Here is a 20146-nt window from a genome sequence, read left to right on the forward strand (position 1 = left end):
CAGGTTTCTGCGGGTCGTCAATGGTCTCGTGACAGGCAAGGGGGCTTTGCCCCCCTCTGGCCTTCGGCCATTCACCCCCCAGAGTATTTCGGGCAAGATGAGGGGCGCAGACTTGAGGAGGGGGGCGTCATGGTGATGGCATCGGTGCTGGAGGCAATCGGCCAAACGCCGTTGGTGGCGCTGGATCGTCTGGTGGCGCGCGAGGGCGTTACCGGGCGGATCCTGTGCAAGCTGGACTATCTGTTGCCGGGGTTCTCGAAAAAGGATCGGGCGGCCAAGGCGATTGTCGAGGCGGCGCGGGCGGATGGGTCGCTGGCACCGGGTCAGGTGGTGGTCGAACTGACCTCGGGCAACATGGGCACCGGGTTGGCGATCGTGTGTGGGGTGCTGGGGCATCCGTTTGTCGCGGTGATGAGTGCGGGCAATTCGCCGGAGCGCGCGCGCATGATGGCCGCGTTGGGCGCCGAGGTGGTGCTGGTGCCGCAGGGGACGGGCGGCGTTCCGGGCCAGGTCTCGGGGGCAGATCTGGCGCGGGTCGAGGAGGAGGCGCAGCGACTCACCCGGCAACGTGGGGCGTTTCGCGCCGATCAATTCCACCATCCGGGCAACCCGGCAGCGCATGAACAGGGCACCGCGGCCGAGCTTTGGGCGCAATCGGGCGGCGCGATCACCGCATTTTGCGATTTTGCCGGGTCCGGCGGCACGCTTGCCGGGGTTGCGCGGGCGTTTGCGGGGCAGGTGCGCTGTTATGGTGTGGAGCCTGAGGGGGCCGCGGTTCTGGCCGGCCACGCGGCCACACAGCCCGCCCACCCGATTCAGGGCGGCGGGTATGCGATGGCCGCGCTCGCGCATCTTGCCGGGGTTCCGCTGGCCGGGTTTGTGTCGGTCAGCGGCGATCAGGCGCGGCAGGCGGCCCGGCTTCTGGCGCGCCGCGAGGGGATTTTCGCGGGCTATTCCACCGGGGCCAATCTGGCGGCGGGGCTGGCGTTGCTCAGAGGCCCGGAGCGGGGTGGCACGGTGGCGATCATCGCCTGCGATTCGGGGTTGAAATACCTGTCGACCGATCTTTGGGAGTCCTCATAGCCCGCGCGTCATGGGCGCCCCCCTGCCCGGCCCCCTGCCCGGCGCGCTGCCGCCACCCGTTATTGCGCCCACCCGTTACGGCATTAATCCATCTGCCACCGTACCGCCCGGCTCAAGCGCGCAACCTGCAATCGTGGCGCGGCCATGGCGAAGTCACCGCGTGGGGCGTCCTGCCGCGCCGACGAAAGGATCGCACCCGCAAACACCCGGACTCAAACGCCAGCATCAAACTCCCCGGCCGGTGCGCCCATCAGCGCGTCGCAACTCGCCTCGGCCAAGGACAGGCACGCGGTCAGGCCGGGGCTTTCGATGCCGTGCAACACGACCAGCGCCTCGGCCCCGCTGCCGCCGGCCCGCGCGCCCGGCCCGGCGATGACGAAATCCGCATCCTGCCCCTTGGGCGCGTGCAATTTGGGGCGGATCCCGGCGTATCCGGCCTCCAGAGCCCCCTCGGGCAGGCCCGGCCAGTAGCGGCGGATCGCGTGTTCGAACGCGGGCGCCAGATCCGGCGACACCGTGTAATCCAGCGTATTCGTTGGCACGGTATCCGGCCCGAATCGCGTGCCACCGCCGATATCGAGCGTGACATGCACGCCCAAACCGCCCGCCGCTGGCACCGGATAGATCAGGTGCTGGAACGGGCCGCGCCCGGTCAGGGTGAAATAGCGCCCCTTGAGCCAATAATCGGGCGGCACGAAATCGCCCAGCCCCGCGTCGCGCATCAGCCCCGCCGTGTGCAACCCGCCCGCGACGATCACGCGGGCGGCGGCCAGCGTCCAGGGCTCGCCTTGGCTGGTGCCGGACAGCAGATGCGGCGGGCCGGGGCGAAACCCGGTGACCCGCGAGCCAAAGCTGAACATCGCGCCCGCGCGCTCGGCATCGCCTTGCAAGGACAGCATGAAGGCATGACTGTCGAGGATCCCGGTCGAGGGTGACAGCAGCGCCGAGGTACAGGCCAGCGCGGGTTCCAGCGCGCGGGCCTCGGCCGCCGTCAACCGGACCAACGCCTCATCGCCGGTCAGCCCATTCGCCACCGCCCGCGCGGCAATCGCGGCCAGCTTGGCGTCTTCCTCGGGCGTTGTCGCGACAATCAGCTTGCCGGTCTGGCGATACGGCAGATCGCGCGCCGCCAGATAGCGATAGAGCATCCGCCGCCCGGCCACGCAATGCTGCGCTTTCAGGCTGCCGGGGGCGTAATACATGCCCGCGTGAATCACTTCGCTGTTGCGTGATGAGGTCTCCATGCCCGGCGCGTCATGGGCTTCGAGCACCAGCACCTCGGCCCCGCGCCGGGCGGCGGCGCGGGCAATCGCCAGCCCCACAACGCCCGCGCCAATGACAACCAGATCCACCTCATCCATGCGCGGCCCTCGTTCTGGCGACCGTCAGAGCCGCGCGGCTGACAGCTGCGCCATCCAATGCACCATGCGCTCCTTGAGGATCCGCGGGCGCGAGATGCTGCTGATATTGTCGTCCAGTTGTTCGAGGATTTCAACGCTGAACGCGTCCTCGCCGTGGCTGTTCCACGCGGCTTGCAAGGTCGCATTCGGGTGCGTGCCCTGCCGCAGCGTGAACCAGTGCCGGTTCTCGAAATTGTCCAGATCAGAGGCTTGACCAATCCACGCCAACCCGTCCGGCTGGCAATGGATCGCAAAGATCCCGGCAGCGACCTTTCGCTCTTTGTATTCTTCCAAAGCCGCGCGGCGATTCTCGGTTTTCATGGGGTTCTCCGTTCTTTCAGCGACGCATAACAGACCCGCAGACCGGGCACAATATTATCCGGGTATTATTGACTCACACCGCGAATCAGGATTCAAGTTGCGCAAAAGGAGCACACCATGACCCACAATCCCGCAACCCCCTGTACCGCCTTTGCGCAGGGCCGCAAGGTCGCAAAGGGGCCATTGGCCGCGGTTGCGAAAATGATTGCGGAAAACGACGCTGTTCTGGTGTTCGACGACGCCACTGGTCGCGTGATCGACATTGATCCGCGCGGCTATCGCGACGCGGACTTGCCCAAACGCGGGCCGGGGCGGCCGAAACTGGGCGTCATCGCGCGCGAAGTGACCTTGCTGCAACGGCATTGGGACTGGCTGGCGCAACAGCCCGGCGGCGCGTCGGCGGCGCTGCGGCGGTTGGTCGATGATGCCCGACGCCGCGACGATGGCGCCACCGATGCCCGCGCCGCGCGCGAGGCCGCCTATCGCTTTGTCCATGCGCTCGGCGGCGATTTGCCGGGCTACGAGGACGCGACGCGCGCGCTCTTTGCCGGGGATCTCGATGCATTCGCCGCGCGCTTGGCCGGTTGGCCCGCCGATACCCGCGACTACGCGCTGGCTCTGGCGCGGGGTCATGATCCGGCACCCTGACCTTGTGGCGCGGCGAACACCCCCCGGCGTTTGCCGCACGCCGCGTCTGCACCAGGGCCTCCTTTGGCGGAAAACATGGTTGGCAAAAGGTTACGCCAGCATCGCAAGCCCTTGATATCCTGACATTCAAATCATGTCCCACGGGGGGACACCTTGACCTTGTCGAAAAATCGCCTCCCGACCCTTTGAGCCGCCTGAAATCTTGCTATACAAGGCCCGAACCCAGTCCGGAGCCCAGACATGTCCCTCTCCCTGACCCCCATCGACCGCGCCAAATACGCCGCCGCCCGGCGCGCCGTTGATCTTGTCGAGGACGGGATGAAGCTGGGCCTCGGAACCGGCTCGACCGCCGCCTGGATGGTGCGCGCGCTGGCCGAGCGGGTGAAATCCGAAGGCCTGCGCCTGACCTGCGTGCCGACCAGCGTGAGAACCGCCGAGTTGGGCCGCGAACTGGGCCTGAAGATCGTCGCACTCGAGGACGCCGGCTGGCTCGACATGACGATCGACGGCACCGATGAATTCGACGCCAATCTGACGCTGATCAAGGGCGGCGGCGGGGCGCATCTGATGGAAAAGATCGTCGCCACCGCCAGCGACAAGATGGTGGTGATCACCGACGCCTCGAAGGAAGTGAAAACCCTGGGCGCCTTCCCGCTGCCGGTCGAGGTCGTGCCCTTCGGCTGGCAAGCCAGCCGCATGCTGATCGAGGAACTGCTGGGCGCGATGGATGTGATGGGCACGCAAGCCAGCCTGCGCATGAACGGCGCGCGCCCCTATATCACCGACGAGGGGAACCATATCCTCGACCTCTCGCTGGGTCGGATCGGCAACCCGCGGCAACTGTCGCTGGCGCTCAATCAGGTGCCGGGTGTGGTGGAAAACGGGCTGTTCATCGACATTTGCGACATCGTGGTGATCGGCTTTGCGGATGGGCTGGTTGAGTTGCGCGATATTGGTGAGGGCACGATCGAGCGTGAACGCATCATCTTCGAAGACACCAACAATATCTTTCGCGACGTGTGAGGTCTTCTGGTCCGGTGCGTGCAAGCACACACCCTACGACCCGCCGCGCCATTTCACCGGCGCACGGTGCGCTGATCGAACCGCAGACGGAAACCCCGCGCGGGCTTGCCGCGGCGGCCGGCATATGTCGCCTCGGAAACCGTCATCGCCAGGATCGCGACATCTATGGGGCGCATGGTCTGGCCCCGGCCGGTCAAGTATGGAATAACGCGCCGCACGCAGAGGCCGCACGGAGAGACGGGCATGAGCACCTTTGACTATGACCTATTTGTAATCGGCGGTGGATCCGGCGGCGTGCGTGCCGCGCGGATCGCCAGCAGCGATCACGGCGCCAAGGTCGCCATGGCCGAAGAATTCCGCATGGGCGGCACTTGTGTCATTCGCGGCTGCGTGCCCAAGAAGCTGATGGTGTTCGCCGCGGGTCACGGTGCCGCGATTGACGAGGCCGCGGCTTACGGCTGGCAAGTCGAGAAGGGCCGCTTTGACTGGCGCGCGTTTCGCACCCGTCTGGACGGCGAATTGCGCCGGCTCGAAAGCATCTATACCCGCAACGCCGAGGCCGCCGGTGTGACCATTTTCCATCAGCGCGCCACCGTGGCCGACCCGCACACCGTGCGGCTGGCCGATGGCCGCCTGATCACGACACGGCACATTCTGGTCGCCACCGGTGGCACGCCGTTTGTGCCCGAACCCTATGCCGACTTGGGGGCCATGACCTCAAACGAGATTTTCCTGATGGACCGCCTGCCCGGCTCCATGCTGGTGCTCGGCGGCGGCTTTATCGCCTGTGAAATGGCCGGGATCCTGCAAGGGCTGGGCGTGGCGGTGACGCTGATGTATCGCGGCACACAGATCCTGCGGGGCTTTGACAGCGACCTTCAGGGCCATGTCGCGGCTGCCCTGATGCAGCAAGGCCTGAACCTCGAGGTCAACACCGACCTGACCGCGCTGGAGCGTCTGCCCGATGGCCGGTTCCGGGCCAGCGACACCCAAGGCCGGGTGCGCGAGTTTGATACGGTGCTGTTTGCCACAGGCCGACGCCCCAATGTGGACGGGCTCGGACTGGCCGAGGCGGGTGTCAACTTGGGCGACGGCGGCGCCGTGATCGTCGATGACTACTCGCAAACCAACATTCCGTCGATTTTCGCGGTGGGCGATGTCACCGACCGCATTCAACTGACGCCGGTGGCGATCCGCGAGGGTCATGCCTTTGCCGATACCGTGTTCGGCGGCACACCGATCAAGCCCGATCACACGATGGTCGCCAGCGCCGTGTTCACCCGCCCCGAGGCCGGCACCGTCGGCCTGACCGAAGAGCAGGCCCGCGCCGAAGGCCCGGTCGAGATCTACATGGCCAGCTTCAACCCGATGCAAACCAGCTTCATCAAGGCCGAGACCAAGGCGCTGATGAAACTGGTGGTCTGCGCCAAAACCCGCAAGGTTCTGGGCTGTCACATCGTCGCACCCGGTGCGGGCGAATTGATCCAGCTTGCGGGCGTGATCCTGAAAATGGGCGCGACCAAGGACGATTTCGACCGGACAATGGCGGTTCATCCGACCATGACCGAAGAATTGGTGCTGCTGCGCAAACCGACGCGCACGGCATAAAGAAGGCCGGATCGGACGCTATCTGTTCGATATGGCTTGAATCCTCGTGTTTTGTGCCCAATTCAAGCACAGGACTATGACCAGATGACAGACCCGAACACAGGAGTGGCCATGTCAGGTAATTCAGGAGGCCCTTGGGGCGGCGGCGGTGGAAACCGTGGCGGCTCTGGTGGTGACAACCGTCCAACAGGCGGCGGCGGCGGACCCGAGCGTCCGCAGATACCCGAAATCGACGAACTCGTCCGCAAGGGTCAGCAACAGCTGAAGGTCTTGATGGGCGGGCGCGGTGGTCAGGGTGGCTCTGGCGGTGGCGGTGGCAATGGCCCCGGCATCAGCGGGCGCGGCATCCTGTTCGGCATCGCGGCACTGGCGGCTCTGTGGGCCTATGCGTCGTTCTACACGGTCAAGCCCGAGGAACGCTCGGTCGAACTGTTGTTCGGTCAGGAATACCGCGTCGGCAATCCGGGTCTGAACTTTGCACCCTGGCCGGTTGTCTCGGCCGAAATCGTGCAGGTCACCACCGAGCGCGTGACCGAGGTTGGCACCGGACGCGCGGGCCTTGATACCGGTCTGATGCTGACCCGCGACGAAGCGATCGTGGATATCGAATTCCAGGTCGTCTGGAACATCACCGACCCGAACAACTATCTGTTCAACCTTGCCGACCCGGCCAATACGGTCCGCGCCGTGGCCGAATCCGCGATGCGCGACATTATCGCCCGCTCGGAACTGTCGCCGATTCTGAACCGGGATCGTGCGACGATTGCCGCCGAATTGCGCACGGCGGTGCAAAGCACGCTGGACAGCTATCAGTCGGGCATCAACGTTATTCGTGTCAACTTCGACAAGGCCGACCCACCCGCCGAGGTGATCGACAGCTTCCGCGAAGTGCAGGCCGCCCGTCAGGAACGCGACCGGCTTGAGCGTCAGGCCGATGCCTATGCCAACCGCGTTCTGGCTGGCGCACGGGGTGAAGCCGCCCAGGTCCAGGAACAGGCCGAGGCCTACCGCGCCGAGGTGATCAACCTCGCCGAAGGTGAGGCCAGCCGCTTTGTGGCGGTCTGGGATGAGTACCGCAACGCGCCCGAAGTGACGCGCCAGCGGATGTATATCGAAACCATGGAGCGTGTCTTGGGCAGCATGGAGCTGACGATCCTCGACAATGTCACCGGCGCGGGTGGATCGGGCGTCGTGCCTTATCTGCCGCTGGATAGCCTGCGCTCGCAGTCTCGCACCGACCAAGGGAGCAACTGATGAAACGCTTGACGCTTTTGATTCCCGTCGTCGTGATCGCCGCCGCCTTGGCGCTGTCCTCGGTGTTCATCGTCGATGAACGCGAGAACGTGCTGGTGCTGCAATTCGGTCAGGTCAAACAGGTGCGCGAGGAACCCGGCCTCTATTTCCGGATTCCCTTCATCCAGGAAGTGGTGCGCTATGACGCCCGCATCCTTGGCCTGCAAACCCAACCGCTCGAGGTCACGCCCGCCGATGACCGCCGCCTTGTGGTGGACGCTTTTGCCCGCTGGCGCATCGAAGATGTACAGCGCTTCCGGCAAGCGGTCGGTGTCGAGGGGATTCGCGCCGCTCAGGTCCGCATCGAGAGCATCCTGAACGCCGCGATTCGTCAGGTGCTGGGCTCTGTGCCGTCGGGGGCTGTGCTCTCCGAGGGCCGTACCGGCCTGATGAACCAGACCCGTGACGTCGCCCGCCGCGAGGCCCGTGCCTTGGGTGTCGATGTGATCGACGTGCGTCTGACCCGCACCGACCTGCCCGAGCAGAACCTCGCCGCGACTTTTGCGCGGATGCGCTCCGAGCGCGAACGCGAAGCCGCCGACGAGATCGCCCGCGGTAACGAGGCCGCGCAGCGGGTTCGCGCGCTGGCGGATCGGACCGTGGTCGAGTTGGTGTCCTCGGCGACCCGCGACAGCGAGATCATTCGCGGTGAAGCCGACGCAGAACGCAACCGCGTCTATGCCGAAGCCTTTGGCCGCGACCCTGAGTTCTTTGCCTTCTCGCGCTCGATGACCTCCTATGAGCGCGCGTTGCGGGGCAACACCTCGATGGTTCTGAGCCCGGACAGCGACTACTTCCGCTTCCTGCGCACCATTGACCCAACCGGGGCCGGGGCCAGCGCCGAGCAAGAGGATCAGGCCGCCGGGCGCGCGCAACAAGCCGTCGCTGCGACGCCAACCGCGCCCGCAGAAACCGCCCCTGCGGACAACAACTAAGACCTTCAGCGCCCCCGGTTTCGGGGGCGTTGTCATTTTATGCCGGACCACGCCATGACCACGCCTGCCCCTGTCATTCTGACCCGTGACGAAACCCAGATCGCCGAATTCCACCCCGACAAGACCCGCTATTGGCGCGACAATGGCATCATGGCTGTGGGTCTCATGGCGCTGGCCGGGGTTTTCCTGTGGGCGATTGGTTCGCCCTACCCGGCCATCGGTTCACTCGGGGCAATTCTGGCGGTGGGCGTGCGCGCCTTCTATCTGGCCTCTGAAACCTTGAACATGCGCTGGGTGCTGACCAACCGCCGCCTGATCCTGCCCAGCGGCGTGCACTCGATCAATCTGATGGAAATCGAGAAAGTTCGCCGCCTGCTGGGGGATGTGCAGGTGATTTCCACAACCGGCGACAAGCATCTCCTGAAACACATGGCCGACGCCGACGCGGTGATCGCCACCCTCCTCGCCGCCCGCGAGAAACGCGCGAAACGGCGCGGCTGAAACCGGCGCTTAGGCAGTGGCATCACGCCCCGTCAGCCGCTATAAGCCCCGCAGTCCGACAGCACATCCAGCACAGGCAGGGCGGCGCGCATGACCCTTTTCTTCACCAACGCACGGCTTATCGACCCCGAATCCGGGACAGACAGCCCCGGTACGCTCAGTGTCGTGGACGGCGTAATCTCGGCGGTCAATCCGGCCAGCCCCCCGCAAAATGCCACCGTAATCGACTGTCGTGGCAAATGTCTGGCCCCCGGTCTGGTCGATTGGGGCGTGCATGTCGGCGAGCCCGGCGCGCGCCACAAGGAAAGTTTTCGCACGGCGGGTGCGGCGGCGGCGGCGGGCGGGGTGACCACCTTCATCACCCGCGCCGATACCAACCCGGCCGTCGATACCCCCGAAACGCTCGATTTCCTGCGCCGCCGCGCCAGCACCGAGGCCGTGGTCAACATCCATCACATGGCCGCCCTGACCCGCAACCGCGCGGGCCGCGAAATGGCCGAGATCGGCTTTTTGCTGGATGCCGGCGCGGTGGCCTTTTCAGACGGCGACCTTGTGACCCGCGACGCCAAGATTCTGGGCCGTTGCATGACCTACGCCCGCAGCCTCGGCGCGCTGATCGTCGGCCATCCGCAGGAACCGGGCCTGAGTGCGGGCGCGGCGGTCACCACCGGCAAATTCGCCAGCCTGCGCGGCCTGCCCGGCGTCTCGCCGATGGCCGAGCGCATGGGTTTTGACCGCGACATGGCGCTGGTCGAGATGACCGGCGCGCGCTATCACGCCGACCAGATCACCTGCGCGCGCACCCTGCCCGCGCTGGCCCGCGCCAAGCGCAACGGCCTCGATGTGACGGCGGGTGTGTCGATCCACCACCTGACGCTGAACGAATTCGACGTCGGCGATTACCGAACCTTCTTCAAAGTTACGCCGCCCCTGCGCGCCGAGGATGACCGCATCGCCGTCATTCAGGCCGTCGCCGAGGGGTTGATCGACGTGATCGGCTCGATGCACACGCCGCAGGACGAGGAATCCAAACGCCTGCCTTTTGAAGAGGCCGCGCCCGGTGCCGTGGGTCTGGAAACCCTGCTGCCCGCCGCCATGCGTCTGTTCCACGCCGGGCACCTGACCCTGCCGCAACTGTGGCGCGCGATGGCGCTGAACCCGGCGAAACGGCTGGGCCTGCCTTGTGGACGGCTCAGCGCGCAGGCCCCCGCCGATCTGGTGCTGTTCGATCCCGACGCGCCCTTCGTGCTGGACCGGTTCGGGCTGCGCTCCAAATCCAAGAACACCCCCTTTGACGGCACGCGCATGGAGGGTAAGGTTCTGGCAACCTATGTCGCCGGGCAGCCGGTTTATCAACGCGAGGCCGCATGAGCATCTTTCCCCCCATCGACACCGCCCCTGCCCTGTTGGCCGCGATCGGCATCGCCGCCTATCTGCTGGGCTCGATCCCGTTTGGCGTGCTGATCACCCGCGCCATGGGTCTGGGCGACGTGCGCAAGATCGGCTCGGGCAATATCGGCGCAACCAACGTCTTGCGCACCGGCAACAAGGGGGCCGCCGCCGCAACCTTGTTGCTGGACGCGGGCAAAGGAGCCGTCGCCGTGCTGATCGCCCGCGCCATCGCCGGCGAGGACGCCGCGCAACTCGCCGGTTTCGCCTCGTTTCTGGGGCATATCTACCCGGTCTGGCTGCGGTTCAAAGGCGGCAAAGGGGTCGCCACCTTCCTTGGCAACATGCTGGCACTGGCCTGGCCCATCGGCCTCGCCTGTTGCTCGGTCTGGGTGATCATGGTGCTGCTGACGCGCATTTCCTCGGCCTCGGCCTTGGTGGCGTCGCTGTCGGCGGCGCTTTGGTGCTATCTCTATGGCCCCAGCACGATGATCGGCCTGGCGCTGGCGCTGGCGCTGCTGGTCTGGGTGCGCCACGCCGCCAATATCGGTCGCTTGCTGACCGGCAAAGAGCCGCAAATCGGCGTTTAACCGCAGATTTAACCGCAGATTCCGCCAATCTGCGCATCCTGCCACGGGATGCGCACCGGCCAATCCGGCAGATCACCGACCGGCATCACCTGCGAGATCAGCGCCAACAACCGCTGCGTGCGCGCGCCCTCGGGGTCAAGCGAGGCGCAGCAGACATATTCCTCCACCAGACTGGCCTGTTGTTCATAGCCGAAATCGGTGAACAAAGCGTTTGCGTCGGTCTCGAACAGATAGGGGTCCGCGCCCGGCTGATGCTCCAACCCCACGCGCAGCGGCGAATAGCCGGTCACATCGCGGTTTTGCCACTGCCAGACATGGGTGATCTCATGCGCGAAGAACATCGCCACGCCCAAAGGCATCGACCCATCCGGCAACCGCGCGAAATCCTCGCGCATCAGGTTTTCGCGCACCGTGACATGGTTCCACAACGTCACCCCCGCCGTGCGCCCGGTCAGCCATGCATCCTCGGGCGGCGGCACGATGCGTTCGCGGCAGGTGGTTTGCGGGCGCGCCCGGAACCGATGCTCGCGCAGCCCGATGAGACCACTGGACCCCAGCCGCACCTGCTCGATCTGCAAACTGTCGCCAAACAGCCGCGCGGCCAGATCGGCCTCGTGCTCGGTCAAGGGTCGCCCGCAGGCGGCCAGCGTCAGACAAGCAAGGATCAGGAATGGCGTGCGCATGGCCCCATCAGGTGACCTCCGGCGCGAATGGTCAAGCCGATTCGCCCGCAATCGACTTCAACATTTGGCGTTCATAAAGCTTTGGCGCCAAACGGTTAACCCACCACGCCAGCCCCGCCACCCGCCCGACCGGGATGAAATCGCGGCCCTTGTCGAGCCCCGCCAGAATGGTTTTCGCCGCCGTCTCGGGCGTCATTTCATCCACCCCGTCACCCGCCGCCCCCGGTGGCCCGAGGCCCTGCGCATCAAACCGAGCACCCGGATTCGTCGCCACGAATGACGGCGCGGCCAGCACGGTGCGCACTCCGAACGCCGCCTCCTCGCCGCGCAGCGAGCCAAAGAATCCACTCAGCGCGTGTTTCGAGGCGGCATAGGCCGTGCGGTGCTTCAACGGCGCGAACCCCGCGACCGAGGTGATCGCCAGATGCGTGCCCCCTGCGGCGCGAATATCGGGCAGCAGCGCCGCAGCAAGGTTGACCGCGCCCCAATAGTTGATCTCGAACACCCGGCGATGGGCCGCCGCCTCGACCCGCGCAAACGGTGCAATCAGCGTGACGCCCGCGTTATAGATCGCCAGATCAATCGACGGGCGCGCGGCGCGGATGTCGGCACAGACCCGCGCCACCGCCGCCGGGTCGGTCACGTCGCAGGCATGAAGGCTTTGCGCAGGCCCCGCATTCAACGCGCCAAGCGCATGCGGCAGGTCCAGCAGCGCACAAAACCAGCCGCGCGCCTGCAAGTGTACGGTCAACGCCCGCCCCAATCCGCCCGCCCCGCCCGTGATCACCGCCGTTTTCATGGCTTGGCCCACAGCCGCCACAGATCGAACACCTGCGCCGAGGACAGCTCTGGCGTATAGCCGAACACCGCCTTCAGCGCGGTGTTGTCCAGCACCGGGCGATACTGCAAGAACCCGACCTGTTCAGGCCCATAGCGGCTCAGGCCCAAAGGCCGCGCCAGCGCCAGCGCCGCGCGCAAGACCCCCGGCGGCAGCGTCACCACCGGCTTGCCCATCGCCCGCGCCAGATCGCGCAGCGTCATCACGCCATCGCCCGCGACATTGAACACCCCCGCCGGGCCATCCGTCGCCGCCCGCAGCAGGATACGCGCCAGATCTTGCGTCCAGATGAACACGAACGGGCTGTCGGACCCCGCCACCGCCAGCAAGCGCCGTTTGCGAAACAGGGCGGTGATCTGGTTCTCGACCCCCACGCCCAGAACCGTGCCGATCCGCAGCACCACTTGCTCCAGCGCCGGGTGATCCCGCCGCGCAGCCGCCAACATCTCCTCGACCTGCCGCTTGTGATCGGCATAGGGAAATTCCACATTGCCGCGCAGCCGATCCCCCTCACGCAGCGGCACGGGGTTATCCGCGTGATAGCCATAGGCCGCGCCCGAGGACGTCACCACCAGCCGCCGCACCCCATGCGCCACACAGGCCTCCAGCACGTTGCGGCTGCCCTGCACATCCACGCACCACTCCTGATCACGGGTTGATCCCTTGCCCGGCGTGACAATCGACGCCAGATGCACCACGACCTCGGGCTTGAACACCCCGATCACCCGCATCGGATCGCCGCCGGTCACATCCATGCGCGCAAACGCGAAATTCTCGATGGGGCGCAGGTCGGTGGCCAGAACCTCGTGTCCTGACAGGCCCGCCAACAAGGCGCGCCCCACATTGCCCCGCGCGCCGGTGATCAGGATGCGCGTCATACGGGTTTACGACCCCAGATCAACGCCAGCGCGAGGCCCGAGATCGCGTGCCACATGCCCCAGAACGCGGCCACCACCGCCATGCCGCCGAGGCCGCCGAAAAAGGCAAAGATCAAGATCAGCCCCAGCCCCGAATTCTGGATCCCCGTCTCGATGGTGATGGACCGGCGGTCGCGCGCCGAAACCCCGACCAACGTGGCGACCAGGAATCCCAACGCCAGGGCCAGCGCATTATGTGCCACCACCAACCCCGCGACCAGCCCCGCCAGATCGAGGAAATACCCCCAGTTCGCCGCCAGGGCGGCGATGATGAACCCCACGAAAATCACCATCGACAAGGTCTGCATCGGCCGTCGGATACGCGCCGCCAGCGCCGGTTTGCGGCTGTTCACCACCATGCCCAGCGCCAGCGGCACGATCAGCAGGAACACCACCGTGATCGCCACCTGCACCGGGTCGATCGCCGTCTGCACCAGAATCGCCCGCGTCGGCGCATAAAGCCCGCCCCACAGCGCAATGTTCAGCGGCGTCAGCACAATCGCCCCCACCGTCGCCAACGCGGTCAGACTGACCGACAACGCCGTGTTCCCCCCGGCCCGATGCGTCAGGAAATTCGAGATATTCCCCCCCGGACACGCCGCCACCAGAATCAACCCCAGCGCAACCGAGGCGCGCGGTTGAACCGCCAGCACCAGCAGAAAGGTCGCCGCCGGCAGCGCCACGAATTGCGCCAGAAACCCGGCGATCAGCGGCTTTGGCGCACGCAGCAAGGCGCGAAACTGCGCGGGCGTCAGGTCCAGCGCAATGGCAAACATCACCACCGCCAGAACGGCGTTCAGCAGCATCAGCGACGCCGGGCTGAAATTCAGCATCACCTCGTCAAGGCCGTCCATATCACCCTCCCAAGGCTTTGAGGCGCTGCGTCACCGCCCGGCGATAGGCGCTGCGCTCGACATAATAAGCCATGCGCGGCAGATCGACATAGTCCATGCCGCCGGTGATGCGCGAAAAGCCGCGCGCCTTCTCGGCCTTGATCGCCGCCGCCGCCGGATGCCCGTGGCGCAGCCCCTTGATGTAGCGCGCCACCAACTCGGCCTGCTCATGGCGACCCTGCCACCCCAGCCCCGTCGCCTCGATCATGCCCATCACAAACAGATCATCGCGCGCCGGGTGCATGCAGTTCAGGAACAGATGCGGCGCGGCGCCTTGCCAATTCAGCAATGCCCGGTCGACAAACGGATAATGCAGCACATAGCCAGTGGCCGCGATCACCAGATCATAGGCCGCGCGCGTGCCATCCTTGAACATCGCGCTGTCCCCGTCAAACCGCGCGATATCCGGACGCACCCGAAGATCGCCATGCCCCGCATGAAAGATCGCCATCGAATTGACGACCGGATGCGAGGCATAAAGCGCGTGATCCGGTGCCGGAAACCCCATCCGCTGCGGGTCGCCGACAAACCAGCCCAGAATCGTGCTGTCCACCCGCCGCTTGAGCCACATCGGCAACCGGATCGCCCCGCCCACCGTATCGGCCGGTTTGCCAAAAATGTACTTTGGCACAAAATGATAGCCGCGCCGCATCGACAACTCGGCACACACCGCATGATGTACCGCGTCCACCACGATATCACAGGCTGAATTGCCGCCACCCACCACCAGCACCCGCTTGCCGCGCAGCTGATCGGGGTGCCGATACTGCGCCGAATGGATCATCTCGCCGCTGAACGCGCCCGGAAAATGCGGCATATTCGGTTCGGACAAGGTGCCATTGGCAATGAGAACCCCCGCATAACGCCCCTCCTGCTCCACACCGCCCGCGCGCCACGTCACCCGCCAACCCGCGGCCAAAGGCTCACACCGCACCACCTCCGCGCCAAAGCGAAAATGCCGCCGCAGATCGAAATGATCGGCAAAATCGCGGAAATACCCCCGCATGACCCGATGCGACGGATAATCCGCCACCTCCCCCGCCATCGGGAACTCGGCAAACTCGGTCTTGGTCTTCGACGATATCAAATGCGCCGTCTCATACATCGTCGAGCGCGGCCCCTCGATATCCCACAACCCGCCGACATCCGTATGGATCTCGAACCCCTCAAAGACGATCCCCTGCTCCGCCAACACCTTGGCACAGGCCAATCCCATCGGCCCCGCTCCAATCACCGCATAGGGCAACTCAGTCATAAAACCCCATTTCATCTTGCCAAAAATACTCTGGTGGGAGGCGCGCCAGCGCCGTGGGAGGGGAACCCTCCCGGCGGGCCGAGGGGGCTCGATGCCCCCGAGGCACGCGCCCCCTCACAACCGCCCGCCGTCGATCAGGCGCTGCAAGAATTGCTGTGTGCGCGGGTGCTCGGGCGCGCCAAACAGTTGCGCGGGTGGCGCATCCTCGGCAATCCGCCCACCATCCAGAAAGCACACCCGATCCGCCAGATCGCGCGCGAACCCCATCTCATGCGTGACGATCACCATCGTCAAGCCGCGCGCCTTCAACCCGCGAATGACCTCCATCACCTCGCCCACCAACTCCGGGTCCAGCGCCGCCGTGATCTCGTCCAGCAACAACACATCCGGGTTTCCCGCCAGCGCCCGCACCACCGCCACGCGCTGTTGCTGCCCGCCGGACAGTTGCTCGGGGTAGGCGCGCGCGAACCGCTCCATGCCGAACAAAGCCAGCGTTTCCAGCGCGCGGGCCTCGGCCTCGGCGCGGCTTTGGCGATGCACCTTGCGCGGGGCCAGCGTGATGTTGTCGAGCACCGTCATATGCGGGAACAGGTTATAGGCCTGAAACACAATCCCCACCCGTCGCTGCAAGCCGGTCTTGCCGAAACGCGGGTCATCCACCGGCACACCCTCCAGCAGGATCTCGCCCCAATCGGGCTCGACCAGCCGGTTGATGCAGCGCAGCAAGGTGGATTTCCCGCTGCCCGACGCGCCGATCAGGCAGACCACCTCGTGCTTGGCAACCGCCAGCGAGATCCGGTCCAGCACGAGGGTTTCGCCGAAATACTTGGTCAGGTTCCGAATCTCGATCATGCTCACCCCGCAACCTGCAAGCGCCGTGCCCGGTCGCGTTTGGTGATCCAGTCGGCCAGCCGCGCCATGGGGATTGTCGCCAGCAAGAACAGCAAGGCCGCCACCACCAGCGAGGAATAATTGAACGTGCCCGCGGTATAGATCTGCGCCTCGCGCACCGCGTCGCGCACCCCGATCACCGACAGCAGCGCCACGTCCTTTTGCAGCGCCACGACGATATTCATCAATGATGGCAGCACGTTGCGCAGTGCTTGCGGCAGAATGGCATAGATCATCACCTGCCATTCCGTCAGCCCCAGCGCGTGGGCGGCGGCGCGTTGGCCCTCATGGACCGCGTCAATGCCCGAGCGGTAAATCTCGCAGACATAGGCCGAATAGCACAGCACCATCGCCACCCCGCCCCAGAACAGCCCCGAATTGGGCAGGCCGGGAATGCGCAGCGCGGGAATGCCGAACCCGAACAGGATCACCAGCAACAGCGCCGGAAGCCCGCGAAACGTGTCGATATACAAGACAACCATCAACCGGAACGGCGCGAACCACGGCCCGCGCAGCGACCGGATCACCGCCAGCAGCAGCGCCCAGACAGCAATCGCCGCCAGAGCGATCAGCCAGACCTGCAAGTTGATCAAGAACCCCTTGGCAACGCGCGGCGCGGCGTTGATCATGTGGTCGAGGTTGAAAAACTGCGCCTGAATGCGCGGCCAGTTCTCATTGGTGGCAATCAGCCAGCCCAACAGGCCGAACACCACGACAATGCTGCCCGCGCCGATCAGGCCGGGCACCAGCGCCGTACGCCAGTCAAACCCCCGCCGCCGGGGGGGCGGCGGGGGGCTGTCATCGCGGTCAGGGATCATTCGGCGATGATCGGCAGTGTCGGGTCGGCCACCAGCCAGGTGTTGACCAGCTCCTGCACCGTGCCCGCCTCGATCAAGTGCGTCAGCGCGGCATCAACCCAGGGGATCAGCGCACTGCCCTGCGGGAACAACAACCCGTGGCCCTCGTCATTCGCATCCGGCGGTAGGATCGCAACAATCGAGGCCTCGGGCAGTTGCACGGCGGTGGCGAACAGCGCGGTCGGCACCGCCGCCACCGTGGCGTCAATCTGCCCGGCCTGCATGGCCTGGAACACGCCGACCTGATCGTCATAGACGGCCACATCCGTGGCCCCCATCACATTCTCGAGATAGGCCAGATCGGTGGTGCCGATTGCGGCGCCCCAGCGCGCCGCACGCAGGTCGGCAAAGCTGCTGGCACCGATCACCGGCGATCCCGGCAGCGCGATCACCGCCTTGTCGGACTGGTAATAGACCTGGCTGAAGCCCACCACCTCGGCCCGCGCGGGCGTCACCGAGACCTGGTTGATGGCGAAATCGAACGGCTTGTCGCCCGGCGCGATGATTTGCTCGAAGGTCAGGCGCACCCATTGCACCTGATCATGCGCAAAGCCCATCTGATCGGCCAGCGCATAGATCAACGCGCTTTCAAACCCCTCGCCGCTTTCGGGCGAATCATTCATCATCCACGGCGGATACACCGGATCCGAGGTGCCGACGGTCAACATGCCGGGATGCAACAGGCGCGCATCGTCGGGAGTGCCGGTCTCTTGGGCCTGGGCGGCAAAGGCCAGCGTCGCCGCCATCATCGCCCCCGTGGCAAGCGCGCGGATCATTGGGAATCGGTCGGACATAGGTCAGTCAGCCTCCGTATAGCGGGTGGAATTGATCACGAGGCCAAACCTTGCGTTCTTGTCGCGATCTGGCAAGCCCTGGCGTGACGAATCCGCGCCGTTCCGGCAAATGACCGGGGAAACCCGACGCCTGGACGCGAAAAGCCCGCCGTTTTTGGCGGGCCTCGGGTCAGGGCTATGGGGTGCGGCGGTCAGTCCTCGACGGGTTGGCCGCAGAACATGTCGTACATCAGGCCAATCGTGCGGGCCGCGCGCGGGTCGCCCAGCGCGTAGTAAATCGCCTTGCCCTCGCGCCGGCACGTCACCAGCCCCTCCAGCCGCAAGCGCGCCAGTTGCTGGCTGACCGCGGCCTGCCGCGAGCCCAAAAGTTGCTCCAACTCGGTCACGGATTTCTCGCCCGAGGACAGGTAGCACAGGATCAGCAACCGCCCCTCATGCGCCAGAGCCTTGAGAAAGGCAGCCGCGGCCGTCGCCTGCTGGACCATGTCATCCAGCGGCTGCAAGGCGCAGTCCGTCGCCATGGCCTCGCTGCCCGGCGTGCCTGTTCCTGATTGAAAACCGAGTTCTGGAGCTTCAGCCACCACGCCCATCGAACCTCTCCGACAATTTATGCACAGATACGAATGTCTAGGCCCTCAAGATAAGGCAGCATTCGCGTCCGGGCAAGAGTCGCGCATGAAAATGGGGCGCGCACCCGGCAGGATGCGCGCCCCGAATCGGTCTTGCGTCGCGATCACGCGTCGCGGTCGTCTTCGTCAACGGCACCGCCGATGTCTTCGAACAACTCGGAGATTTCGAACTCGGCCTCGGCCTCGGCTTCCGCCGCCAGATCCTGGATCGATTTGCCCGACGCCTGCAATTCGGCTTCTTCAACCGAGCGGGCCACGTTGATCGAGATCGTCACCGACACTTCAGGGTGCAGGACGACGGTCGTTTCATGCACGCCCAACAGCTTGATCGGGGCCGCCAGAACGATTTGACCACGATCGACGCTGAACCCTTCGGCGGTCACAACCTCGGAGATGTCGCGCGGCGACACCGAACCGTACAGCGCGCCGGTGTCCGATGCCGAGCGGATCACGACATAGCTCGTGCCGTCCAGCTTGTCGGCCAGAGCCTGCGCTTCGTTGCGGGTTTCAAGGTTGCGGGCTTCAAGCTGCGCCTTCTGGGCCTCAAAGGCCAGACGGTTGGCTTCATTGGCACGCAGGGCCTTGCCCTGGGGCAGCAAAAAGTTGCGCGCAAAGCCCGGGCGGACGTTCACGACGTCTCCCATCTGGCCAAGCTTGGCAACGCGTTCGAGAAGAATCACTTGCATGGTCTGCTCCTCACTTCACAGCGTATGGCAGCAAGGCGAGGAAGCGGGCGCGCTTGATCGCGCGGGCCAGCTCACGCTGCTTCTTCGCCGAGACGGCGGTGATACGGGCAGGCACGATCTTGCCACGCTCAGAGATGTAGCGTTGCAGAAGGCGCGTGTCTTTATAGTCGATTTTTGGCGCGTTATCACCCGAGAACGGGCAGACTTTGCGACGGCGGAAAAATGGTTTCGTTGCCATGGTGGCGTGTCTCCTTGGGGACCTTGATCACAGATGCATTCGGCGGTGTCAGTGTGCTGACGGGGCCGGATTAACGACGTGGACGGTCGCCGCGATCACCACGATCGCCACGGTCACCACGCTCGCTGCGCTCATCACGCTTTTGCATCTGCACCGACGGACCTTCGTCATGGGCATCGACCTTGATCGACAGAACGCGCATGACGTCGTCATGCAGGCGCGCCAGGCGTTCCATTTCCAGAACAGCCGCCGACGGGGTGTCGGTGCGGATGTACAGGTAATGGCCCTTGCGGTTCTTGTTGATCTTGTAGGCCATGGTCTTGACGCCCCAATACTCGGTCATGACGACAGTGCCGCCGTTGTCCGAGAGAATTGCGGTGAAGTGGTCCATGAGGCCTTCGGCCTGCGCGCTGGACAGGTCCTGGCGCGCGATCATGACATGCTCATACAGAGGCATGTTGTCTCCAATCAATGTCTGGGCGCATTTCATAAGGCGGGCATGTCACCCTGCTGTTCCCGCCCACGAGAGTCTGCGCCGGATTCGTGGAATACAGCAGGATGGGGCCTTATAACGGGAAACCCGCGCGGCGCAAGACCTGTCCTTGGGCGATCGACCGCCGCAAGGCAACTCTGGCCCGGCAACGATACAGTTGCCCAGGGAAACATCGCTTGCT

24 protein-coding genes are annotated in these 20146 nt (G+C 65.3%); 9 read left to right on the plus strand and 15 right to left on the minus strand.

Going from position 1 to position 20146, the window contains the following annotated elements:
- Positions 1–129: 129 nt before the first annotated feature.
- Positions 130–1083 carry a cysteine synthase family protein gene (locus tag VDQ28_RS19655; protein ID WP_323037546.1) on the plus strand — a complete coding sequence of 318 codons (954 nt, stop codon included), beginning with the start codon at positions 130–132 and terminating at the stop codon, positions 1081–1083.
- Positions 1084–1295: 212 nt separating this feature from the next.
- Here VDQ28_RS19655 and VDQ28_RS19660 read toward each other — a convergent pair whose 3' ends face one another.
- Positions 1296–2444 carry an NAD(P)/FAD-dependent oxidoreductase gene (locus VDQ28_RS19660; protein ID WP_323037547.1) on the minus strand — a complete coding sequence of 383 codons (1149 nt, stop codon included), beginning with the start codon at positions 2442–2444 and terminating at the stop codon, positions 1296–1298.
- A gap of 24 nt (positions 2445–2468) precedes the next feature.
- Positions 2469–2804 carry a GIY-YIG nuclease family protein gene (locus VDQ28_RS19665; RefSeq protein ID WP_323037548.1) on the minus strand — a complete coding sequence of 112 codons (336 nt, stop codon included), beginning with the start codon at positions 2802–2804 and terminating at the stop codon, positions 2469–2471.
- Positions 2805–2921: 117 nt separating this feature from the next.
- Here VDQ28_RS19665 and VDQ28_RS19670 point away from each other — a divergent pair, with 117 nt between their 5' ends.
- Positions 2922–3452, plus strand: a complete 531-nt coding sequence (locus VDQ28_RS19670; RefSeq protein WP_323037549.1) for a DUF2239 family protein — start codon at positions 2922–2924, stop codon at positions 3450–3452.
- A 240-nt stretch (positions 3453–3692) separates the two neighbouring features.
- Positions 3693–4475, plus strand: a complete 783-nt coding sequence (gene rpiA / locus VDQ28_RS19675) for a ribose-5-phosphate isomerase RpiA (RefSeq protein WP_323037550.1) — start codon at positions 3693–3695, stop codon at positions 4473–4475.
- A gap of 53 nt (positions 4476–4528) precedes the next feature.
- On the opposite strand, the gene VDQ28_RS19680 is transcribed toward rpiA, so the two are convergent.
- On the minus strand, positions 4529–4651 hold the full coding sequence (locus VDQ28_RS19680) for a hypothetical protein (protein ID WP_323037551.1): 123 nt from the start codon (positions 4649–4651) through the stop codon (positions 4529–4531).
- Between the two features lie 67 nt (positions 4652–4718).
- Here VDQ28_RS19680 and gorA point away from each other — a divergent pair, with 67 nt between their 5' ends.
- The 6 genes from gorA (at position 4719) to plsY (ending at position 10791) form a co-directional block, all read left to right on the plus strand.
- Positions 4719–6083: a glutathione-disulfide reductase gene (gene gorA, locus VDQ28_RS19685; RefSeq protein ID WP_323037552.1), complete on the plus strand. Its 1365-nt coding sequence runs from the start codon at positions 4719–4721 to the stop codon at positions 6081–6083.
- Positions 6084–6194: 111 nt separating this feature from the next.
- Entirely contained in the window at positions 6195–7337 is a 1143-nt protein-coding gene (gene hflK, locus VDQ28_RS19690; RefSeq protein ID WP_323037553.1) for an FtsH protease activity modulator HflK, read from the plus strand.
- Positions 7337–8311: a protease modulator HflC gene (locus tag VDQ28_RS19695; protein WP_323037554.1), complete on the plus strand. Its 975-nt coding sequence runs from the start codon at positions 7337–7339 to the stop codon at positions 8309–8311. The genes hflK and VDQ28_RS19695 overlap by 1 nt, the downstream gene beginning before the upstream one ends.
- Positions 8312–8365: 54 nt before the next feature.
- Positions 8366–8812 carry a hypothetical protein gene (locus tag VDQ28_RS19700; RefSeq protein WP_323037555.1) on the plus strand — a complete coding sequence of 149 codons (447 nt, stop codon included), beginning with the start codon at positions 8366–8368 and terminating at the stop codon, positions 8810–8812.
- 90 nt (positions 8813–8902) lie between these two features.
- Positions 8903–10183 (plus strand): dihydroorotase, encoded by a 1281-nt coding sequence (pyrC, locus tag VDQ28_RS19705; protein ID WP_323037556.1) that lies wholly within the window; start codon positions 8903–8905, stop codon positions 10181–10183.
- Positions 10180–10791, plus strand: a complete 612-nt coding sequence (gene plsY / locus VDQ28_RS19710) for a glycerol-3-phosphate 1-O-acyltransferase PlsY (RefSeq protein ID WP_323037557.1) — start codon at positions 10180–10182, stop codon at positions 10789–10791. The genes pyrC and plsY overlap by 4 nt, the downstream gene beginning before the upstream one ends.
- Before the next feature lie 8 nt (positions 10792–10799).
- Here the strand turns inward: plsY and VDQ28_RS19715 are convergent, their stop codons facing one another.
- The 12 genes from VDQ28_RS19715 to rpsF form a co-directional block, all read right to left on the minus strand.
- Positions 10800–11474 (minus strand): hypothetical protein, encoded by a 675-nt coding sequence (locus tag VDQ28_RS19715; protein ID WP_323037558.1) that lies wholly within the window; start codon positions 11472–11474, stop codon positions 10800–10802.
- Between the two features lie 31 nt (positions 11475–11505).
- A complete protein-coding gene (locus tag VDQ28_RS19720; RefSeq protein ID WP_323037559.1) occupies positions 11506–12273 on the minus strand; it encodes an SDR family NAD(P)-dependent oxidoreductase in 768 nt (255 codons plus the stop codon).
- Positions 12270–13190 (minus strand): SDR family oxidoreductase, encoded by a 921-nt coding sequence (locus VDQ28_RS19725; protein WP_323037560.1) that lies wholly within the window; start codon positions 13188–13190, stop codon positions 12270–12272. Before VDQ28_RS19725 ends, VDQ28_RS19720 begins: the two co-directional genes overlap by 4 nt.
- Positions 13187–14083, minus strand: coding sequence for a bile acid:sodium symporter family protein (locus tag VDQ28_RS19730; RefSeq protein ID WP_323037561.1), 897 nt, complete (start codon positions 14081–14083; stop codon positions 13187–13189). Before VDQ28_RS19730 ends, VDQ28_RS19725 begins: the two co-directional genes overlap by 4 nt.
- Position 14084: 1 nt before the next feature.
- Positions 14085–15377 carry a flavin-containing monooxygenase gene (locus VDQ28_RS19735; RefSeq protein ID WP_323037562.1) on the minus strand — a complete coding sequence of 431 codons (1293 nt, stop codon included), beginning with the start codon at positions 15375–15377 and terminating at the stop codon, positions 14085–14087.
- A 114-nt stretch (positions 15378–15491) separates the two neighbouring features.
- Complete coding sequence (locus tag VDQ28_RS19740; protein WP_323037563.1) at positions 15492–16229, minus strand: amino acid ABC transporter ATP-binding protein; 738 nt, start codon at positions 16227–16229, stop codon at positions 15492–15494.
- A 2-nt stretch (positions 16230–16231) separates the two neighbouring features.
- Positions 16232–17086, minus strand: coding sequence for an amino acid ABC transporter permease (locus tag VDQ28_RS19745; RefSeq protein WP_323037564.1), 855 nt, complete (start codon positions 17084–17086; stop codon positions 16232–16234).
- Entirely contained in the window at positions 17083–17919 is an 837-nt protein-coding gene (locus VDQ28_RS19750; protein ID WP_323037565.1) for an ABC transporter substrate-binding protein, read from the minus strand. Before VDQ28_RS19750 ends, VDQ28_RS19745 begins: the two co-directional genes overlap by 4 nt.
- 191 nt (positions 17920–18110) lie before the next feature.
- Positions 18111–18440: a metalloregulator ArsR/SmtB family transcription factor gene (locus tag VDQ28_RS19755; RefSeq protein WP_323038164.1), complete on the minus strand. Its 330-nt coding sequence runs from the start codon at positions 18438–18440 to the stop codon at positions 18111–18113.
- A 212-nt stretch (positions 18441–18652) separates the two neighbouring features.
- Positions 18653–19234, minus strand: coding sequence for a 50S ribosomal protein L9 (rplI, locus tag VDQ28_RS19760; protein WP_323037566.1), 582 nt, complete (start codon positions 19232–19234; stop codon positions 18653–18655).
- A 10-nt stretch (positions 19235–19244) separates the two neighbouring features.
- On the minus strand, positions 19245–19472 hold the full coding sequence (gene rpsR / locus VDQ28_RS19765) for a 30S ribosomal protein S18 (protein ID WP_323037567.1): 228 nt from the start codon (positions 19470–19472) through the stop codon (positions 19245–19247).
- Between the two features lie 70 nt (positions 19473–19542).
- On the minus strand, positions 19543–19929 hold the full coding sequence (gene rpsF / locus VDQ28_RS19770; protein WP_323037568.1) for a 30S ribosomal protein S6: 387 nt from the start codon (positions 19927–19929) through the stop codon (positions 19543–19545).
- Positions 19930–20146: the final 217 nt, after the last annotated feature.

It is taken from the genome of Pararhodobacter sp., from assembly GCF_034676545.1.
Lineage (GTDB): Bacteria > Pseudomonadota > Alphaproteobacteria > Rhodobacterales > Rhodobacteraceae > Pararhodobacter.

Excerpts from the sequence above, each read along its gene's own strand:
- VDQ28_RS19725 (WP_323037560.1), bottom strand. The coding sequence starts at position 13,190 with ATGACGCGCATCCTGATCACCGGCGCGCGGGGCAATGTGGGGCGCGCC.
- VDQ28_RS19750 (WP_323037565.1), bottom strand. The coding sequence starts at position 17,919 with ATGTCCGACCGATTCCCAATGATCCGCGCGCTTGCCACGGGGGCGATG.
- VDQ28_RS19740 (WP_323037563.1), bottom strand. The coding sequence starts at position 16,229 with ATGATCGAGATTCGGAACCTGACCAAGTATTTCGGCGAAACCCTCGTG.
- VDQ28_RS19700 (WP_323037555.1), top strand. The coding sequence starts at position 8,366 with ATGACCACGCCTGCCCCTGTCATTCTGACCCGTGACGAAACCCAGATC.
- rpsR (WP_323037567.1), bottom strand. The coding sequence starts at position 19,472 with ATGGCAACGAAACCATTTTTCCGCCGTCGCAAAGTCTGCCCGTTCTCG.
- VDQ28_RS19745 (WP_323037564.1), bottom strand. The coding sequence starts at position 17,086 with ATGATCCCTGACCGCGATGACAGCCCCCCGCCGCCCCCCCGGCGGCGG.
- VDQ28_RS19680 (WP_323037551.1), bottom strand. The coding sequence starts at position 4,651 with ATGCGCCCCATAGATGTCGCGATCCTGGCGATGACGGTTTCCGAGGCG.
- VDQ28_RS19755 (WP_323038164.1), bottom strand. The coding sequence starts at position 18,440 with ATGGCGACGGACTGCGCCTTGCAGCCGCTGGATGACATGGTCCAGCAG.
- VDQ28_RS19695 (WP_323037554.1), top strand. The coding sequence starts at position 7,337 with ATGAAACGCTTGACGCTTTTGATTCCCGTCGTCGTGATCGCCGCCGCC.
- VDQ28_RS19720 (WP_323037559.1), bottom strand. The coding sequence starts at position 12,273 with ATGAAAACGGCGGTGATCACGGGCGGGGCGGGCGGATTGGGGCGGGCG.
- rplI (WP_323037566.1), bottom strand. The coding sequence starts at position 19,234 with ATGCAAGTGATTCTTCTCGAACGCGTTGCCAAGCTTGGCCAGATGGGA.
- VDQ28_RS19715 (WP_323037558.1), bottom strand. The coding sequence starts at position 11,474 with ATGCGCACGCCATTCCTGATCCTTGCTTGTCTGACGCTGGCCGCCTGC.
- VDQ28_RS19660 (WP_323037547.1), bottom strand. The coding sequence starts at position 2,444 with ATGGATGAGGTGGATCTGGTTGTCATTGGCGCGGGCGTTGTGGGGCTG.
- VDQ28_RS19670 (WP_323037549.1), top strand. The coding sequence starts at position 2,922 with ATGACCCACAATCCCGCAACCCCCTGTACCGCCTTTGCGCAGGGCCGC.
- pyrC (WP_323037556.1), top strand. The coding sequence starts at position 8,903 with ATGACCCTTTTCTTCACCAACGCACGGCTTATCGACCCCGAATCCGGG.
- VDQ28_RS19730 (WP_323037561.1), bottom strand. The coding sequence starts at position 14,083 with ATGGACGGCCTTGACGAGGTGATGCTGAATTTCAGCCCGGCGTCGCTG.
- plsY (WP_323037557.1), top strand. The coding sequence starts at position 10,180 with ATGAGCATCTTTCCCCCCATCGACACCGCCCCTGCCCTGTTGGCCGCG.
- VDQ28_RS19735 (WP_323037562.1), bottom strand. The coding sequence starts at position 15,377 with ATGACTGAGTTGCCCTATGCGGTGATTGGAGCGGGGCCGATGGGATTG.
- VDQ28_RS19655 (WP_323037546.1), top strand. The coding sequence starts at position 130 with ATGGTGATGGCATCGGTGCTGGAGGCAATCGGCCAAACGCCGTTGGTG.
- gorA (WP_323037552.1), top strand. The coding sequence starts at position 4,719 with ATGAGCACCTTTGACTATGACCTATTTGTAATCGGCGGTGGATCCGGC.
- VDQ28_RS19665 (WP_323037548.1), bottom strand. The coding sequence starts at position 2,804 with ATGAAAACCGAGAATCGCCGCGCGGCTTTGGAAGAATACAAAGAGCGA.
- rpsF (WP_323037568.1), bottom strand. The coding sequence starts at position 19,929 with ATGCCTCTGTATGAGCATGTCATGATCGCGCGCCAGGACCTGTCCAGC.
- hflK (WP_323037553.1), top strand. The coding sequence starts at position 6,195 with ATGTCAGGTAATTCAGGAGGCCCTTGGGGCGGCGGCGGTGGAAACCGT.
- rpiA (WP_323037550.1), top strand. The coding sequence starts at position 3,693 with ATGTCCCTCTCCCTGACCCCCATCGACCGCGCCAAATACGCCGCCGCC.